This is a genomic window from Streptomyces sp. 7R007, assembly GCF_054850255.1.
In genome coordinates this window covers 275,695-293,040 of the sequence record NZ_JBTWMV010000006.1, presented here as the reverse complement: position 1 = coordinate 293,040, position 17,346 = coordinate 275,695, and the positions used below count along the sequence as shown (strand labels likewise).

General features: G+C 73.2%; 16 protein-coding genes. 8 read left to right on the top strand and 8 right to left on the bottom strand.

The features are described from left to right. The first annotated feature begins 95 nt into the window (after positions 1–95). Both ACYF6T_RS11235 and ACYF6T_RS11230 read left to right on the top strand, forming a co-directional pair. Complete coding sequence (locus tag ACYF6T_RS11235) at positions 96–3,050, top strand: AfsR/SARP family transcriptional regulator (protein ID WP_461695604.1); 2,955 nt, start codon at positions 96–98, stop codon at positions 3,048–3,050. 204 nt (positions 3,051–3,254) lie between these two features. Beyond that, positions 3,255–3,416 carry a hypothetical protein gene (locus ACYF6T_RS11230; RefSeq protein ID WP_461695603.1) on the top strand — a complete coding sequence of 54 codons (162 nt, stop codon included), beginning with the start codon at positions 3,255–3,257 and terminating at the stop codon, positions 3,414–3,416. Between the two features lie 73 nt (positions 3,417–3,489). Here ACYF6T_RS11230 and ACYF6T_RS11225 read toward each other — a convergent pair whose 3' ends face one another. Then, positions 3,490–5,061 (bottom strand): FadD3 family acyl-CoA ligase, encoded by a 1,572-nt coding sequence (locus ACYF6T_RS11225; protein ID WP_461695601.1) that lies wholly within the window; start codon positions 5,059–5,061, stop codon positions 3,490–3,492. 91 nt (positions 5,062–5,152) lie between these two features. Here ACYF6T_RS11225 and ACYF6T_RS11220 point away from each other — a divergent pair, with 91 nt between their 5' ends. Genes ACYF6T_RS11220 through ACYF6T_RS11210 form a run of 3 tightly spaced genes read left to right on the top strand, consistent with a single transcriptional unit; the run spans position 5,153 to position 7,497 of the window. Next, positions 5,153–6,316 (top strand): lipid-transfer protein, encoded by a 1,164-nt coding sequence (locus ACYF6T_RS11220; protein WP_461695600.1) that lies wholly within the window; start codon positions 5,153–5,155, stop codon positions 6,314–6,316. Between the two features lie 3 nt (positions 6,317–6,319). Beyond that, positions 6,320–6,727: a Zn-ribbon domain-containing OB-fold protein gene (locus tag ACYF6T_RS11215; protein WP_461695598.1), complete on the top strand. Its 408-nt coding sequence runs from the start codon at positions 6,320–6,322 to the stop codon at positions 6,725–6,727. Continuing rightward, positions 6,724–7,497, top strand: coding sequence for an enoyl-CoA hydratase/isomerase family protein (locus tag ACYF6T_RS11210; RefSeq protein ID WP_461695597.1), 774 nt, complete (start codon positions 6,724–6,726; stop codon positions 7,495–7,497). The genes ACYF6T_RS11215 and ACYF6T_RS11210 overlap by 4 nt, the downstream gene beginning before the upstream one ends. A 6-nt stretch (positions 7,498–7,503) precedes the next feature. Here the strand turns inward: ACYF6T_RS11210 and ACYF6T_RS11205 are convergent, their stop codons facing one another. Both ACYF6T_RS11205 and ACYF6T_RS11200 read right to left on the bottom strand, forming a co-directional pair. Further along, entirely contained in the window at positions 7,504–9,858 is a 2,355-nt protein-coding gene (locus tag ACYF6T_RS11205; RefSeq protein ID WP_461695596.1) for an outer membrane protein assembly factor BamB family protein, read from the bottom strand. Between the two features lie 181 nt (positions 9,859–10,039). Then, the gene (locus ACYF6T_RS11200) at positions 10,040–10,774 is read right to left on the bottom strand and encodes a VOC family protein (RefSeq protein WP_461695594.1); all 735 of its coding nucleotides are present in this window, start codon (positions 10,772–10,774) and stop codon (positions 10,040–10,042) included. A gap of 134 nt (positions 10,775–10,908) precedes the next feature. Between ACYF6T_RS11200 and ACYF6T_RS11195 the strand changes: the two genes are divergently transcribed. Beyond that, positions 10,909–11,544, top strand: coding sequence for a TetR family transcriptional regulator (locus tag ACYF6T_RS11195; protein WP_461695652.1), 636 nt, complete (start codon positions 10,909–10,911; stop codon positions 11,542–11,544). A 99-nt stretch (positions 11,545–11,643) separates the two neighbouring features. Here the strand turns inward: ACYF6T_RS11195 and ACYF6T_RS11190 are convergent, their stop codons facing one another. Next, positions 11,644–12,114 carry a nitroreductase family deazaflavin-dependent oxidoreductase gene (locus ACYF6T_RS11190; protein WP_461695592.1) on the bottom strand — a complete coding sequence of 157 codons (471 nt, stop codon included), beginning with the start codon at positions 12,112–12,114 and terminating at the stop codon, positions 11,644–11,646. Further along, positions 12,111–13,304 carry an acyl-CoA dehydrogenase family protein gene (locus tag ACYF6T_RS11185; protein ID WP_461695590.1) on the bottom strand — a complete coding sequence of 398 codons (1,194 nt, stop codon included), beginning with the start codon at positions 13,302–13,304 and terminating at the stop codon, positions 12,111–12,113. The genes ACYF6T_RS11190 and ACYF6T_RS11185 overlap by 4 nt, the downstream gene beginning before the upstream one ends. 98 nt (positions 13,305–13,402) lie before the next feature. On the opposite strand from ACYF6T_RS11185, the gene ACYF6T_RS11180 reads away from it, so the two are divergent. Beyond that, positions 13,403–14,575, top strand: coding sequence for a thiolase C-terminal domain-containing protein (locus tag ACYF6T_RS11180; RefSeq protein WP_461695589.1), 1,173 nt, complete (start codon positions 13,403–13,405; stop codon positions 14,573–14,575). Between the two features lie 5 nt (positions 14,576–14,580). Here the strand turns inward: ACYF6T_RS11180 and ACYF6T_RS11175 are convergent, their stop codons facing one another. From ACYF6T_RS11175 to ACYF6T_RS11165, 3 genes are read right to left on the bottom strand one after another with little or no spacing between them, the layout of a single operon-like run. Beyond that, positions 14,581–15,840: a hypothetical protein gene (locus ACYF6T_RS11175; RefSeq protein WP_461695588.1), complete on the bottom strand. Its 1,260-nt coding sequence runs from the start codon at positions 15,838–15,840 to the stop codon at positions 14,581–14,583. 17 nt (positions 15,841–15,857) lie between these two features. Beyond that, positions 15,858–16,049, bottom strand: a complete 192-nt coding sequence (locus ACYF6T_RS11170) for a DUF397 domain-containing protein (protein ID WP_461695586.1) — start codon at positions 16,047–16,049, stop codon at positions 15,858–15,860. After that, positions 16,046–16,855, bottom strand: coding sequence for a helix-turn-helix domain-containing protein (locus ACYF6T_RS11165; protein ID WP_461695584.1), 810 nt, complete (start codon positions 16,853–16,855; stop codon positions 16,046–16,048). The genes ACYF6T_RS11170 and ACYF6T_RS11165 overlap by 4 nt, the downstream gene beginning before the upstream one ends. Positions 16,856–16,929: 74 nt before the next feature. On the opposite strand from ACYF6T_RS11165, the gene ACYF6T_RS11160 reads away from it, so the two are divergent. Then, on the top strand, positions 16,930–17,340 hold the full coding sequence (locus ACYF6T_RS11160; RefSeq protein WP_461695582.1) for a hypothetical protein: 411 nt from the start codon (positions 16,930–16,932) through the stop codon (positions 17,338–17,340). The last annotated feature ends 6 nt before the right edge of the window (positions 17,341–17,346 follow it).

The window sequence follows — 17,346 nt, the reverse complement described above, 5'->3', positions numbered from 1 at the left end:
GCGCGCCTGTCTGTGACAGAGCTCTCCAGAGCTGACGCAAGTGGCGTGAACAAGGCAAACTGACGGGGTTGGCCAGGATCTCTAGGGGGACGGCGATGGACGGTGTACCGCGGGTGCCGGAGCAGAGGCGTCCCGGCTCCTCGGCGGAGCCGGACGCCCTGCGCCTGAGCGTGCTCGGCCCGGTGCGCGCCCGGCGCGGCCAGGAGCCGCTGAGCACCGGCTCCCCGCAGCAACGCGCCCTGCTCGCCGCCCTGCTGCTGCGCGAGGGCCGCACCGCCACCGCGGCCGAGCTGATCGACGCCCTGTGGGGCGAGGAGCCGCCCTCGCAGGCGCTGGCGGCGCTGCGCACGTACGCCTCCCGGCTGCGCAAGGTGCTCGGCCCCGGCGTGCTGGTGAGCGAGTCGGGCGGGTACGCGATCCGCGGCCTCGGCGAGGGCGCCCTGGACCTCGCGGTGGCGCAGGAGCTGGCGGCCGAGGCGGAGAAGGCGCGGGGCGCCGGGGACCTGTGCCACGCCCGGGACGTGCTGGACCGGGCGCTGGCCCTGTGGGACGGGGAGGCGCTGGCGGGGGTGCCGGGCCCGTACGCGGAGGCGCAGCGGGTCAGGCTGGAGGAGTGGCGGCTGCAACTCCTGGAATCCCGGCTGGACATGGACCTGGAGCAGGGCTGCCACGCGGAGGCGGTCTCGGAGCTGACCGCCCTCACCGCGGCGCACCCCCTGCGCGAGCGGCTGCGCGAGCTGCTGATGCTGGCGCTGTACCGCAGCGGCCGGCAGGCGGAGGCCCTCGCCGTGTACGCGGACACCCGCCGCCTGCTCGCCGACGAGCTCGGCGTGGACCCGCGTCCGGGCCTGCGCGAGCTCCAGCAGCGCATCCTCCAGGCGGACCCGGGCCTCGCGGAGCCCTCGGCGCCGCGCGCGGAGCCCGCCGCCGTCCCGGTCCGCCCGGCCCAACTCCCGGCGAGTGTCCCCGACTTCACCGGACGGGCGGCCTTCGTCAAGGAGCTCGGCGAGGTGCTGGCCTCCGCGGAGGGCCGCGTGATGGCGGTCTCGGCGGTGGCGGGCATCGGCGGCGTCGGCAAGACGACCCTCGCCGTGCACGTCGCGCACCAGGCGCGGGCGGCCTTCCCCGACGGGCAGCTGTACGTCGACCTCCAGGGCGCCGGCACGCGGGCCGCGGAACCGGAGACGGTCCTGGGCTCCTTCCTGCGGGCCCTGGGCACGGCGGACTCGGCGATCCCCGACTCGCTGGAGGACCGGGCGGCGCTGTACCGGTCCGTCCTGGACGGGCGGCGGGTCCTGGTGCTGCTGGACAACGCGCGGGACGCGGCGCAGGTACGGCCGCTGCTGCCCGGCACGGAGGGCTGCGCGGCCCTGGTCACCTCCCGGGTGCGCATGGTGGACCTCGCCGGGGCCCACCTCGTCGACCTGGACGTGATGTCCCCCGACGAGGCCCTCCAGCTGTTCACCAGGATCGTCGGGGAGGAACGGGTCGCCTCCGAGCGCGAGGCCGCCCTGGACGTGGTCGCCGCCTGCGGCTTCCTGCCCCTCGCGATCCGTATCGCCGCCTCCCGCCTGGCGGCCCGGCGCACCTGGACGGTCTCCGTCCTCGCGGCGAAGCTGGCGGACGAGCGGCGCCGCCTCGACGAGCTCCAGGCCGGCGACCTCGCGGTCAAGGCCACCTTCGAACTCGGCTACGGCGCGCTGGAGCCGGCCCAGGCCCGCGCCTTCCGCCTGCTGGGCCTGGCGGACGGCCCGGACATCTCCCTGGCCGCCGCCGCGGCCGTACTCGACCTGCCGGTGGAGGAGACGGAGGACCTGCTGGAGTCCCTCGTCGACACCTCCCTGCTGGAGTCGGCGGCGCCCGGCCGCTACCGGTACCACGACCTCGTCCGGCTCTACGCGCGTGCGTGCGCCGAGCGGGACGAGTGGCCGCCGAGCGAGCGCGAGGCGGCGCTGTCACGCTTGCTGGACTTCTATCTGGCGACCGTCAGCGGGGTCTACCTCATCGAGCGGCCCGGCGACCGGCTCGTGGACCACCTGGAGCGCGGGGCGTATCCGGGCCTCGCCTTCTCCGACCGGCACGCGGCGCAGGACTGGCTGTACGCCGAGGCGGTCTGCCTGCTGGCGTGCGTACGGCAGTCCGCGCGCACCGGGGCGCTGCGCCGCGCCGTCGACGTGCTGTGGGCGGCGGTCGACCTGGCCGAGTCGGGCACCAACTCCAAGGAGTACGAGGCCGTCGCGGCGCTGCTGCACGAGGTCGCCCGGGAGAGCGGGGACGCGCGGACCGAGGCGCGGGCGCTGATGCTGCTGGCGTTCGTGCACCACATCTCCGGCACGAAGTTCGACGCGGCCGTCCAGGAGGCCGAGGACGCCACGCGGTCGGCGGAGGCGGCCGGGGACCCGCTCACCGGGTGCTGGGCGGCGAACATCGGCGGCGCGATCGCGATGTACCAGAACCGGTACGGGGACGCCGAGGCCCACTTCACCCGGGCCATCGAGCACTTCCGCACGCTGGGCGACCGGCCGGGTGAGGCGAGCGCCCTGTGCAACCTCTCGCGGGCCCACCTGGCCACCGGGCGGGCGGAGAGCGCGGTGGCGCTGGCCCGCCAGGGCACGGCCATGTACGACGACATGGGGCACGACCTCAAGGGCGCCAACGGCCGTTACGCGCTGGGGCTCGCCCTGACGGCGGGCGGGAAGCTGGCGCAGGCGACGGAGTGCCTCCAGCAGGCGCTCGGGGTGTTCCGGGACAGCCGGCAGCGCCTGTGGGAGGGCATGACCGTCTTCCGCCTCGCCGAGCTCGACCTCACCGCCCGGCGTCCCGCGCAGGCCGCCTCCCACGCCGAGACGGCGCTGACCCTGCTGCGCGGCATCGGCGGGGAGTGGCGGCGCGGCAACGTCCTGACGGTGCTGGGCCGCGCCCTCGGCGGCATCGGCCAGCGGGACCGGGCGCAGGTGTGCTGGCGGGAGGCCCTGGACATCTTCGAGACGCTGGGCGCGCCGGAGGCGGCCGAGGTCAGGAGCCTGCTGACGCCCACGGCCGTCGCCTGAACGCCCGCCCGGGCGGCGTTCATCGTTCGTTTATCGCCGCCCGTCATGCTCACCTGTGTCGGGCCGTCGCGTCGGGGGGCAGACGGAACGACACCGGGCCGGGCCCTTAAGGTGAACCGGCCTCAAGATCCGTCCGGCGGCCCTCGGGGGAGTTGCCGGGCGGATCTTGTCCATCCAACGCCCGCACTGCAAGGGGAGCACGAGATGAGCGACGAGAACACCACCGACAACGTCCACGTCACCGACGAGCCCGTCGCCGACACGACGGACAACGTGCACGTCACCGACGAGCCGCTGACGGCCACCGCCTCGGAGACGGCCACGGTCAGCCCGGACAACGTCCACGTCACCGACGAGAAGGCCTGACACCGACGCCTTCTCCGCGCGCGAAACGGCCGCGGCAGCCCTGGAGGGGAGCTGCCGCGGCCGTTTGGCGCGTTCAGCGGGCCGCCCGCCGTCTCAGCTCGCCCTTCACCACCTTGCCGCTCGCGTTGCGCGGAAGTTCCGTCACGAACTCCACCGTTCTCGGGACCTTGTAGTTCGCCATCTCCCTGCGGGCCCAGGCGATCAGGTCGTCGGCGGTCAGGGTGGCGTGGGGGCGGCGGACCACGTAGGCCCTGCCGACCTCGCCGAGACGGGGGTCGGGGACGCCGATGACGGCGGCGTCGGCCACGTCGGGATGCAGGCCCAGCACCTGCTCTATCTCCGCCGGGTAGGCGTTGAAGCCGCCGACGACGAACATGTCCTTGATGCGGTCGGTGATGCGGAGGTTGCCGGCGGGGTCGAGCACGCCGACGTCGCCCGTGCGCAGCCAGCCGTCCTCGCTCAGGACCTCGGCCGTCGCCGCCGGGTCCTCGTAGTAGCCGCGCATGACGTTGAAGCCGCGGACCAGGACCTCGCCGGGCTCGCCGGGGGGCGCGTCGACGCGGACCTCCGTGCCGGGGATCGCGCGGCCGGAGGTGGCGGCGATCACCGGCAGGGGGTCGCCGCGGCGGCACATGGTGACGATGCCGCTCGCCTCCGACAGGCCGTACGCCGTCAGGACCGTCTGCACGCCGAGTTCGCCCCGCAGCCGTTCCACCAGCCGCAGGGGGACGACCGCCGCGCCGGTCACCACCAGGCGCAGGGCGGACAGGTCGTGCGCGCAGCGGGCGGGGTGGTCCAGGAGGGACTGGTGGAGGGTGGGCGGGCCCGGCAGGACCGACACCCGTTCGGCCGCGATGTTGGCCAGGGCCGTCTCGACGCTGAACACCGGCTGCGGGATCATCGTCGCCCCGCGCATCAGGCAGGCCAGGACGCCGGCCTTGTAACCGAACGTGTGGAAGAAGGGGTTGACGATGAGGTAGCGGTCGCCCCGGCGGAGGCCGGCGAGGTCGCACCAGATGTCGTACGCGCGCAGGGTCTGCGCGTGCGTGATCACCGCGCCCTTGGAGCGGCCGGTCGTGCCGGACGTGAAGACGACGTCCGAGGGACTGGAGCCGTCCAGCGCCGCCTCGCGCGCCCGCACCTCGCCGGCCCCGACCCCGTCCCCGCCGGCCAGGAAGTCCTTCCAGGTGCGGAAGTCGGCGGGCGCGTCGTCCGACAGCACCACCACCTGGCCGAGGTCCGGCAGCCCCGGCCCCTCCGCCATCGCCCGCCGCAGCGAGGCCACGTACGACGTGCCCAGGAACGTGCCGGTCACGAACAGCAGCCGCGCCCCGCTGCGGCGCAGCACATCCGCCGTCTCCGCGCCCTTGAACCGCGTGTTGACCGGCACCAGGACCGCCCCGGCCGACACCGCGCCCAGCGCCGCGACGATCCAGTCCAGCGAGTTCGGCGCCCAGATCGCGACCCGGTCGCCCGGCACGATCCCGGCCCCGACGCAGGCCGCGGCCGACCGTTCGACGCGGACGCCCAGTTCGGCGTACGAGATCCGGGTACGGCCCTCCACCACCGCCTCGGCGTCCGCGTACCGCTCGGCCGCCGAGCGGACGAGTCCCGGAATGCTGCCCCACTCCACGTCACCGCGCACAACAGCCCCCACTCGTAGCTGACTGTCCGTCAGATTAGCTGTAGCCTGACGCCCTGTCAGCCGCCCCGTCACCGTGCGGAGGTCCCCCAGCATGACCTCACTCAAGGACGCCACCGCGATCGTCGGCATAGGGCAGACCGCCTTCGCCAGGCAACTCCCCGAGGACGAACGCACTCTGGCCTGCCGGGCCGTCCTCGCCGCGCTCGACGACGCCGGCATCGCGCCCGGCGAGGTCGACGCGCTCGCCTCCTTCACCATGGAGGAGACGGACGAGGTGGAGCTGGCGAAGGCCGTCGGCTTCGGCGACCTCACCTTCTTCGGCAAGGTCGGCTACGGAGGCGGCGGTTCGTGCGCCACGGTCGCCCATCTCGCCGCCGCGATCGCCACCGGACAGGCGACGGTCGGCGTCGCCTGGCGCTCACGCAAGCGCGGGTCGGGCCCCCGCCCGTGGACCGACACCACGCGCCAACTCCCCACCCCCGCCCAGTGGACGCGCCCCTTCGGCCTGCTGCGCCCGGCCGACGAGATCGCCATGCTGACGCGCCGGTACATGTACGAGTACGGCGCCACCCGCGACCACCTGTTCAACGTCGCCCTGGCCTGCCGCAACCGCGCCAACCAGAATCCCGCCGCCGTGATGTACGACCGCCCGCTGACCCGCGAGATGTACATGACCTCCCGCTGGATCAGCGAGCCCCTCTGCCTGTTCGACAACTGCCTGGAGACGGACGGCGCGTTGGCCTGCGTGGTGGTCAGTCGCGAGCGGGCGCGCGACTGCCGCGGCCGGCCCGTCTACGTCCACGCCGCCGCCCAGGGCCTGCCCGCCCAGCACCACGGCATGGTCAACTACTGGAACGACGACCCGCTCACCGGCCCCGCCTGGACCGCCGCCCGGCACCTGTGGAAGCACGCCGACCTCACCCCCCAGGACGTGGACGTCGCCCAGATCTACGACGCGTTCACGCCCCTGATCCTGCTCTCCCTGGAGGGCTACGGCTTCTGCGGCCGGGGCGAGGGCGGGGCGTTCACCGAGGGAGGGGCGCTGGAGATCGGCGGGCGGCTGCCGATCAACACCGGCGGCGGCGGACTGAGCGAGGCCTACGTCCACGGCTTCAACCTCATCACCGAGGGCGTCAAGCAGCTCCGCGGCACCAGCACCGCCCAGGTCCCGGACGCCGCCACCTGCCTGGTCACCGCCGGGGAGGGCGTCCCCACCTCCGCGCTGCTGCTCACCAACAGCACGAACAGGAGCTGAGACATGCTCGAACCGGTCCCCGACTCCGACGGCGCCCCCTTCTGGGGCTACGCCGCCCAGGGCGAACTGCGCGTGCAGAGCTGCGCCGACTGCGCCGAGCCCCGCTTCCCGCCGCGCCCCTGCTGCCCGTACTGCCAGTCCTTCGCGAGCGAGTGGCGGCCGGTGTCGGGGCGCGGGCGGATCTGGTCCTACGTCGTCCCGCATCCGCCGCTGCTGCCCGACTACGCGGCCCGGGCGCCGTACAACGTGATCGTCGTCGAGCTGGAGGAGTTCCCCCGCATCCGGCTGGTCGGCAACCTGGTCCGCGAGGCCGGGGCGCCCCTGGACTCCCTCGACCCGCACACGGTCCGCATCGGCTCCCGGGTCCAGGCGGTGTTCGCCGACGGCCGGCCGCAGTGGGTGCTGTCGTGACGACGGTACGGACGGCGGCGGACGAGGAGACCGGGGTCGCCGTCGTCACCCTGGACCGGCCCGACCGGCTCAACGCCATCGACCTCGCCATGGCCGCCGAACTCGCCGAGGTCTGGCGCCGGTTGCGCTTCGACGACACCGTACGGGCGGTGGTCCTCACCGGCGCCGGCGAGCGTGCCTTCTGCACGGGCCTGGACCGGGACGCGGAGGTCCCCCAGCCGACCTCGCCCTACATGCAGGACGATCCGCTCCTGCGCATCGGCCCCAAGTCCAACGACCTGTGGAAACCGGTCATCGCGGCCGTGCAGGGCATGGCCTGCGGGGGCGCCTTCTACCTGCTCGGCGAGTCGGACTTCGTCGTCGCCGACCCGACCGCCGCGTTCTTCGACCCGCACACCGGTTACGGGATGGTCAGCGCCTACGAGTCCGTCCTCATGGCGCGGGCCATGCCGCACGGGGAGGTCGCCCGGATGATGCTGATGGGCACCGCCGAGCGGATCGGCGCCCAGCGCGCCCACGCCATCGGGCTCGTCACCGAACTCACGGAGCCGGGCGGGGCGTTGGCGGCGGCAACCGCCTGCGCCACCGTCATCGCGGGCTACCCACCGGAGGGCGTCCAGGGCACGGTACGGGCCCTGTGGGCGGCCAAGGAGGCGTGCCTGACGCAGGGCTTCGCCCAGGCCCCCCACCTGATCTCCCTGGGCAACCTCCCGCCCACCCGCCAGGCGGAACTGTTCCGGGGCCGGCGCAGAGAGTTCCGGTTGCGTTGACGCCCCCTAGGCGGTCCGCGCCGTCCCCGTCCCCTTCTCCGCGTCCAGCGCGTACACGCACCGGTCCTTGCTGCACGCGTACACCACCCCGTCCCGCACCACAGGGGACCCGGTGATCTCCCCGCCCGTCGCCAGCTTCCACCGCAGCCGTCCGTCGTCCGCCTTCAGCGTGTACAGCAGATGGTCCGTGGAGCCGAAGTGGATGCGCCCCTCGGCGACGGCCGGGGCGCCCACGATCTCGCCGCCCGCCTGGAAGCGCCACTTCGGCGTCCCGGTCACGGCGTCCAGGGTGTACAGGCCCTTCCCGCTGCCCACGTGCACGTGCCCCGCGGCCACCAGCACCGGCTCCACCGAGGAACGCGCCTCCGTGGCGATCCGCCACCGGTCCCGCCCGTCCGTCGCGTCCAGGGCGTACACCGTGCCGAGGTAGTCGGCGAGGTAGACGCCGCCCCCGGTCACCGCGGGCCCCGGCGCGAAGGCCGGCGCGGACAGGAAGACGGCCGGTGCCTCGAAGTGCCAGCGCACGTGCCCGCTCGCCACGTCCAGCGCCAGCACGCGCGATCCGGCGGCCACGTACACGTACCCGTCCGGCGCGTGCGTCAGCCGCACCGGCACCCCGCCGCAGGAGGCCGCGTCGCCGATCGGATACGACCACCGCTCGTCACCCGTACGGGCGTCCAGCGCGCGCAGCCGGGCGTCCTGCCAGACGTACACCGTGCCCTCGTGGACGGCGGGCCCGGCCTCCGGGGACTCGAAGTCGGTCTGGCAGCCGGTGATCTCCCACAGCTTCTGCCCGTTCGCGGCCTCCCACGCCTGCACGCCCCCGCCCCGGGTGCCGGTGACGACGGTCCCCCGGTCGGCCTTGAGGGAGTACACCCACGCATCCGTCGACAGGCGCCACAGGTCCGCGCCCTCCCGGCAGTCCAGGGCGAAGAGGGTGGGCCCGTCCGAGGCGTGGATACGGCCGTCGGCGACCGCCATCGACCAGGCGACGTCCCGCGTCTTGAAGCGCCGGCGCCCGGTCGCCACGTCGAGGGCGTGCACCTCGAAGGAGGTGACGTAGACGAGGTCGCCGGCCACCGACGGGGTGCCCCAGACGTCGTTCGACATGCGGAAACGCCAGGGCCGCCAGCCACCGGCGGTCTCCGGCGGCGCGGGCGGCGGCGCCGGTACGGCGGGCCCCACGGCGGGGTCGGCGCCGTTGACGCCAGGGCGCGGCTTGGCCCAGGAGGCGGCGAGGCCGCTGTGCGGCGAGGGCGCCGAGGCGGCCACGGCGCGGACGTCGGCGACGCGCGGGCCGGGGCCGATGGGCACCTGGGCGCCGGCCAGCCGGACGGGTCCGGTGTCGGGGGCGCCGACCGGGACCGGCAGCGCCGGGGCGTGGGAGGGCGGGGGCGGGACGGGAGCCGGTCCGGGGCGGCCGCCGCCGCTGCGGCCGGGGCCCGGCGCGGGCTTGGCGGCCGGGCGGCCGTTGCGGCGGGCCTCGATGAGGGCGACCGCCTTCTCGGGCAGCCACGCGGACGCCGTACCGCTGTCGTCGGAGCCGGAGGCGAACAGGTGGGGGGCGAGCTGGGCCTGGAGGTCGGCCGGGTTGGGGCGGGCCGTGGCCTCCATCTGCATGCAGGACTCGATCAGCGGGCGCAGCTCGTCCGGCAGGCCCTCCAGGTCCGGGCCCTCGCGCAGCAGCATGAAGACGGTCTCGACCGGGTTGGCGCCGTGGAAGGGCGGGTGTCCGGTGGCGGCGAAGACCAGCATCGAGCCGAGCGAGAAGACGTCGCTGGCGCCGGTGACGGAGCGGGAGTCCTTCGCCTGCTCGGGGGACATGTAGGCGGGGGTGCCGACCGCCACGTTCGTCATCGTCAAACGGGTGTTCGACACGCCCGACGCGATGCCGAAGTCGATGACTCTGGGCCCGTCCTCGACCACCAGCACGTTGGACGGCTTCAGGTCGCGGTGGACGAGGCCCGCGCCGTGGATGGACTGAAGCGCCTCCGCGACGCCCGCCGCGAGCCAGCGCACGGCCTGGGCCGGGAGGGGCCCGCACTCGTTCACTATCTCCTCGAGGGAGGGCGCGGGCACGTACGCGGTGGCCAGCCAGGGCACGGCCGCCCGCGGGTCGGCGTCGACCACGGCGGCGGTGTAGAAGCCGGAGACCGCCCGGGCTGCCTCCACCTCACGGGTGAAGCGGACGCGGAAGAGCTGGTCCTCGGCGAGCTCCGTGCGGACCGTCTTGATCGCCACGCGCCGGCCCGAAGCCGAGCGCGCGAGATAGACCAGCCCCATGCCGCCGGCACCCAGCCGTCCCAGCACCTCGAACGGCCCGATCCTGCGCGGATCGTGCTGCGTCAGCTGATCCACCACGTGTCCTGCCACCTCCCCGTACGAGCCGCGCCACCCACATGTTCACGCGACCGAAGTGCAGCGTCTCACCACCGCACCGCCATGGCGGCACGCACCCCGATTCTTCCTGGCCCGGGCACTGGTTGCGAACCCGGGGCCAAATCGGGGTGTCTCGGTACATAAAACCGCAAATTCCAGCAGCTCAGGGGCGGGCGGATCGTTCCAGCAGCGCGAACGACGCCCCTTGATCGTCCGTGACGACCGCCACTTTTCCGTACGACGTCTCAAAGGGTGGCGCCTGCACCCGCCCGCCGAGCCGGTTCACGGTCCCCAGCGCGGCCGTGCAGTCCTCGACGCCGAAGTGGACGAGGAAGTGGGGCGGCATCTCGGCCGGGAAGACCTCGGAGACGGCCGCGCGGCCGAAGTCGGGCTCGGCGTCCGGCCCGAACAGGGCCTCGTGGAAGAGACCGCCGTAGAAGGTGTTGGCCGCCTCCGTGTCACGGGCGTACAGCTCCGCCCAGGCGAAGGTGCCGGGCTCGTGCCGGCGGCCGAAGCCGGGGTGGCGGTGCGGCTGCCAGATGCCGAAGACGGCGCCCTCCGGGTCGGTGACCAGCGCCGTCGTGCCCAGGTCGGCGACCGGCAGGGGGGCGGTGACGACCTGGCCGCCGGCGTCGAAGATCCGGTCGGCGAGGGACTCGGCGTCCGGGGTCGCGAAGTACACCGTCCATACGGTGGGCAGCCGCCCGTCCGCCTTGCGCGCGAGCGAGGCGACCGGCTCGCCGTCCTTGCGCGCCCAGACGGACCCCCCGTGCGCCTCCTCGAACGTCCACCCGAAGAGCTCACCGTAGAACCGCTTGCCCGCCTCGACGTCGGGAAGCTGCGCGTCCACCCAGCAGGGGACGCCCTCTCCGTACGCGGATGCCCTGTTTTCGGCCATGCGGCAAAAGTAACGGCGCCCGGCGCACCGCGCAGGCCCAGCTCACCCGCCTCCCGATGCTCGTACACCCCATTTGCAGTCGGCCGAATCGCGCTCCGATCACCCCTCGGTAAGCTGACGGCATGACAGGACAAGTGCGTACCGTCGACGGCCGCGTGGCCGGCCGGCGTGGGCAGGCGACCCGGCAGAAGCTGCTCGACTGCCTCAGCGAGATGCTCAGCTCCTCCCCCTACCGGGACGTCAAAGTCATCGATGTCGCCCGGAAGGCGGGTACTTCGCCCGCCACCTTCTACCAGTACTTCCCGGACGTCGAGGGCGCCGTCCTGGAGATCGCCGAGCAAATGGCCACCGAGGGCGGCCAGTTGACCGAGCTGCTCCAGGGGCGGTCCTGGGTCGGCAAGGCGGGCTGGCAGACCGCGCAGGAACTCGTCGACGGGTTCCTGGAGTTCTGGCGCAAGAACGACGCGATCCTGCGCGTGGTCGACCTCGGGGCCGCGGAGGGCGACAAGCGCTTCTACAAGATCCGCATGAAGATCCTGAACTCCGTGAACAACTCCCTCGCGGACTCGGTGACCGAGCTGCAGAGCAAGGGCAAGGTCGACAAGGACGTGAACCCCGCCGCGGTGGCCGGTTCGATCGTCGCGATGCTCGCGGCGGTGGCCTCGCACCAGAAGGGCTTCCAGACGTGGGGCGTCAAGCAGGCCGAACTGAAGCCGAACCTGGCGTTGTTGGTGCACCTGGGTGTGACGGGCAAGAAGCCGACGAAGTAGCCGGAGCCACGGGCCGCATGTCAAGTCCTGTCTGACGGGCGGCCGTTCACCTGGGGTGGACGGCCGCCTGTCGCGCGTTTCATCGCCGTACGATCCGTCTCATCGCCGTACGATCCTGAAGAGCCGGATCTCCCGGTCCACCCGTTCCTGGTAGGTCGCGTACGGCGGCCAGAAGGCCAGCGCCGCCTGCCACACGGCCGCGCGCTCCTCCCCCTCCAGCAGTGTCGCGCGGACCGGGATGTCCTCGCCCTTCCAGCTGATCTCGGCGTCGGGGTGGGCGAGGAGGTTGCAGGTCCAGGCGGGGTGGTCGGCGCGGCCGAAGTTGGAGCCGACGAGGATCCAGCCGCGCCCGCCCTCCTCGGGCATGCACGCCAGCGGCGTACGGCGGGGCAGTCCGCTCTTCGCGCCCTTCACGGTGAGGATGACGCCCGGCAGCATCCGCGCGCTGAGGATCACCCTGCCGCGCGTGAGCCGGTGCACGGCCCGGTCGAGGGCCGGGACGACATGGGGGGCGACCCTGGCGAAGCCCCGCGTCGACGACACCCGCTGCACCATCCGCTCGCCGATCACACCGTCACCTCCGCGTCCTCGAACAGCCGCGCCGCGTCGGCGGCGTACGCCCGCAACCGGTGGACCGGCCCGAACAGCAGCTCGTCCCCGGAGGCGCGCTTGAAGGACAGGTGCGCTTCGTGCTCCCAGGTGAAACCGATGCCGCCGTGCAGCTGGATGCCCTCCGCCGCGGCGGCCCTGAGCGCCTCCAGTCCCTGCGCGAGCGCGAGCCCGCCCACCCGGCCACCGCCGTGGGCCGCGGCCCAGGCGGCGTGGTACGCGGCCGACCGGGCCGCCTGCACCTGCACGTACACGTCGGCCAGCCGGTGCTTGACCGCCTGGAAGGACCCGATCGCCCGCCCGAACTGCTCCCGCTGCTTCACGTACTCCACCGTCCGCTCCAGCGCCCGGTCGGCGGCCCCCACGGCCTCGCAGGCGAGGAAGGCGGCGGCGGTCTCCCCGACGCAGGACAGCGCGCCGAGGACACCGGCCCCGTCCTCCCCGCCTACCAGCTCGGCGGGCACGTCCCGCAGTTCGATCCGCCCCTGCGGCCGGGTGGCGTCGAGCGCGGTCTGCCGCACGCGCACCAGCCCCTCGGTCCGCGCCTCGACGAGGAACAGCAAGGTCCGCGACCGCGCGAACCCGCCCGTGTGCGCGGCGACGACCAGCAGCCCGGCGCCGTACCCGTCCAGCACCTGCTCGACCTGCCCGTAGAGCCGCCAGCCGCCCTCGGCCGTCCGTCTGGCCTGCACGCCCCCCGCCCGCCCGCCGCCGGCCCACTCGCCGCCGTTGTCGCCGGTCAGCGTGAGGGCGGTGGCGAGGGCGGTGCCCGGTACGGCGAGGGCGGCGGTGAGCCGGCCGGAGGCGAGGCAGGGCAGGAGGGCGGCGCGCTGGGCGTCGGTGCCGAGGGCGAGCAGGAGCGGGGCGACGAGGACGGCGGTGGACAGCAGCGGGGTCGGGGCGAGCGCCCGGCCCGTCTCCTCCCCCGCCAGCGCGAGCTCGGTGACCGAGCAGCCGACACCGCCGTACGCCTCGGGGAGGGCCAGCCCCGGCAGACCGAGCTGCTCGGCGAGGGCGGTCCACAGCGCGGGGTCGCGGCCCGCCGGGCTGTCGACGGCGGCCCGCACCTCACCCGGACCACAGCGCTTGTTCAGGAGTTCGCGCAGGGTACGGCGGATCTCGGCCTGTTCGTCGGTGAAGCGTGGGTCCATGGCCCTTCCCTCCCGATCTGACGGACCGTCATATTAGGAGCGCCGGTACGAGATGCACAGGGGGCGGAGACCTCCGGTGCACGGGGAGGAGACCTCTCATGACGCGCGGGAGCCGGAACGTGGCCGTGGTCGGCGTGGCCCTGGCCGACTGCGGCCGGGTGGACGACGCGACGCCGTACGCCCTGCACGCCCAGGCGGCCCGCCGCGCGCTGGCCGACGCGGGGCTGGACCGCGCCGTGGTGGACGGCTTCGCCTCGGCGGGCCTCGGCACGCTGGCGCCCGTCGAGGTCGCCGAGTACCTGGGCCTGCGCCCCACCTGGGTCGACTCCACCTCCGTCGGCGGTGCGACGTGGGAGGTCATGGCGGCGCACGCGGCGGACGCGATAGCGGCGGGGCACGCCGAGGCGGTGCTGCTGGTGTACGGCTCGACGGCCCGCGCGGACGTCAGGGCGGGCCGGCGCACCGGCACCCTGTCCTTCGGCGCGCGCGGCCCGCTCCAGTTCGAGGTCCCCTACGGCCACACGCTCATCGCCAAGTACGCGATGGCGGCCCGCCGCCACATGATCGAACACGGCACGACGATCGAGCAGTTGGCGGAGGTGGCGGTCCAGGCGCGGGCGAACGCGGCCCTGAACCCGCAGGCCATGTTCCGCACCCCGGTCACGGTGGACGAGGTGCTGTCCGGCCCGATGATCGCGGACCCCTTCACCAAGCTGCACTGCTGCATCCGCTCCGACGGCGGTGCGGCGGTGCTGCTGGCGGCCGAGGAGTACGTACGGGACTGCCGTACGGCCCCCGTGTGGATCCTCGGCACCGGCGAGCACGTCTCGCACGCGGCGATGTCGGAGTGGGCGGACTTCACGGTGTCGCCGGCGGCGGTGAGCGGGCGGCTGGCGTTCGGGCGGGCGGGGGTGGGGCCCGGGGAGATGGACTTCGCGCAGATCTACGACGCGTTCACGTACATGACGCTGGTGACGCTGGAGGACCTCGGGTTCTGCGGGAAGGGCGAGGGCGGGGCGTTCGTGGAGAAGGGGCGGCTGCTGGTGCGGGGCGGTGAGCTGCCGGTGAACACGGACGGGGGCGGGCTGTCGGCCCAGCATCCCGGGATGCGGGGCCTGTTCCTGCTGGTGGAGGCGGTGAGGCAGCTCCGGGGGGAGGCGGGCGAGCGGCAAGTGCGGACCCACGGCGGGGAGTTGCCGCGCCTCGGAGTGGCGTCGGGGACGGGCGGCTGGTTCTGCTCCTCGGGCACGGTGGTGCTGGGCCGGGGGTGAGCGGCTCACCGGCTCACGGTGATCACCGCTTCGTCGTTGGCCGGTACGTCGTCCTGACGGCCGCGGTCCCAGGCACTGGTCGGCCCCTTGTCCCGGAGGGTGAGGTGGCCTTCGCCCGGCTCGCCCAGCCGCATGGTGAACTCGAAGGCGCGGGTCTTGCCGGGCGCGAGCGGACCGACGTCACAGGTGTACGTGGAGCCGTCGCTCTTGCAGTAGGGCTGGTAGACGTCGTCGTCGTACTCCTCCATGGGCTGTTTCACCATGGTCATCCCCAGCGGCGGATCGAAGACCAGCTGGGCGGTGGCGCCGGCGTCGGCGGGGCCGTTGTTGCGCACGGTCAGGTGGAAGGTGCGCTCGGTGCCGGGGGCGCCGTGCAGGTCGACGTCGTCGACCTCGTAGTCGGCGTGGGTGTCCAGGACGAGGTAGGTGCTGCCGCCGCCCGCCACGAAGGGGCCGCGGGGGGCCTTCCCGGGCTCGGCGACGAGATCCGGGCCGTCGCCGTGGTCGCCGCCCTTCGGGTGACTGCCGTAGTGACCGGGCCCCATGTCCAGGGCCCACACGTCGTGGCCGAACGACGGGTACATCACCGTCTTGGAGGTGCGCAGCCTCAGCGCGGGCCGCAGCACGACGGTCTCGCCCGGGGCGATGCGCAGATCCGGCAGCTCGCAGACGGCGATGTGGCCGTGCGAGACGTCCGGGTAACGGCAGTTGCCGTACCTCTCCGCGAACTCCATGTTGTTGGCGCTCAGTTCGAGGCCGAGGCCCTTGACCGGGACCTCGCCGGTGTTCCGTACGACGACCGGTTCGGTCAGGTCGGCGTCCGGGCGGACGCCCGTGAGGTAGGTCGGGGTGAGCGCCTCGACGACCGGCTCGCCCACGACCACCTTCGTGCGGGCGGTGAGCTCCTTGCCCTTCGCCGTGGTGTACGTGAACCGTACGGCGCCGGTGTCCCCGGCCTTGCTGCCCTTGGCGGCGACCGGGGAGACGCGGGGGCTGTCGGACCAGTTGTCGTACTCGGCGCCGACCTCACAGGTCACGTGTGTGGGGCTGCCCGTGCAGTTCCCGCTCCTGCGCAGGGTGACGGGGCCTTCGGCGTCGGCGGTGAGCGTACGGCCGCCGCTCGCCGCGAGGTGGAAGGGCATCTTGTCGTGGGTGCCGGACTTGTCGCCGACGGGGCGCAGGTAGAAGGTCTCCGGCGCGGTGAGGGTGGGGTCGGGCTCGGAGGCGCACGAGGTGAGGGCGCCGAGCAGCAGCCCCACGGCCACGGCACCGAGGGAGCGCCTCAACGGACGGTACGGAGGAAGGCCGTCCAGGTGGTGGGCGTTACGGAGAGGGTGGGGGAGGCGGAGTCGGGGTGCGGGTGCTTGGAGTCGCGGATGTGGATGGTGGTGGGGGTGGGGGCTATTTCGAGGCAGGCCTCGCCTTCGTTGCCGCTGTAGCTAGACTTGAACCAGGCCAGTTCGTTGCTGATCACAGTTGCCCCGCCTTCCTCTCGATGAGCTCCGCGGACTCCTCCGGGTTGAGCGCCTGGGCCCGCAGCATGCCGAAGAGGTCGAACAGATCGCTCACCTGCAACGGCTCGTGGATCAACTTACCGCCGCCCTGCGCCTCCACGTACACCAGATTGCGTCCCTCGGCGGTGCTCATCAGATGGAACGGCCCCATGAGTCCTGCGTGCGTGTGGCGGGTGCTCGGCATGACCTGGACCGTCAGATGCTTCATGCTCCTGTTGCACTCCAGCAAGTGCAGCAGTTGCTCCTTCAGCACCGCCGAGCCACCGAGAGTGCGTTCCAGCACCGACTCCTCGATCACATAGCCCACGTACGGCGGCGGTTGCCGCATCAGCACCGCCTGCCGTTCCAACCGGGCGTCGACATGCTGCTGCACCTGCTCCTCGGTGTACGCCGGTCGACGGGCTTCGTACAGAGCCCGTGCGTACGCCTTCGTCTGCAACAGCCCTGGGATGAGCATCGTCTCGTACGCACTGATCACCCGTGCGTCCCGTTCCAGTCGCGCCCACTCCACGAACCGGGGCGGATACTTCTCCGTCTCCATCAGCTCGATGCAGGCGATGAGCGCGCCCCGGGCATCAAGCGCCACGTCCGCGTCCTTGAGAAACTCCGTCGGAGGGATCCGCTCAGCCCTCTCGTACGACCCGAAGCACGACTCGGACACATGCGTCAGGTCTGCCGCCTCCTTCTGCGTGATCCCCAGCCGCGCACGGTGAACCCGGATCAGCTCACCGACGATCCGCCGCCCCATCGATCCCACGACGACCACCTTCCTCCCCACAAACCCCACTGTGGACCGTGTTCACCTGGTCACGCTACGCAATCACCGCAACGCTCATACCCATGACGCCGAAACTCACCCCGAATTGGGTCCCCAGGACCGGCCTCCAACTCCGCCTCGCCGGAGTCCACTTCGACGCCGTCAGAATGTGCGGCATCCGCGCGGAGGCCGTCGTCCACCACCTCCTCGACCTCACCGACGGCCACCCGGGCCCGGTGATCCGCGAAGCGAACGGCTGCCGGTGGACGTACTTCCTGCTCGCGCCCGGCGAAAGCGCGGAGCACGACTGGCCGCCCGGCGTGCGCCGCTTCACCCGGTCCTCGCCGCCCGCGCGGCACGAGTACGTCGGCGTACCGGCGCCGGACGGCGACACGTACCCGCTCGCCTGGCGCTGCGGGGCCCCTGGGCCCGGCGAGTTCGTGGACGCGGAGCTGCTGCACGGCGTGGTGACGGCGCAGCTGTGCCGTACGTGACAATCG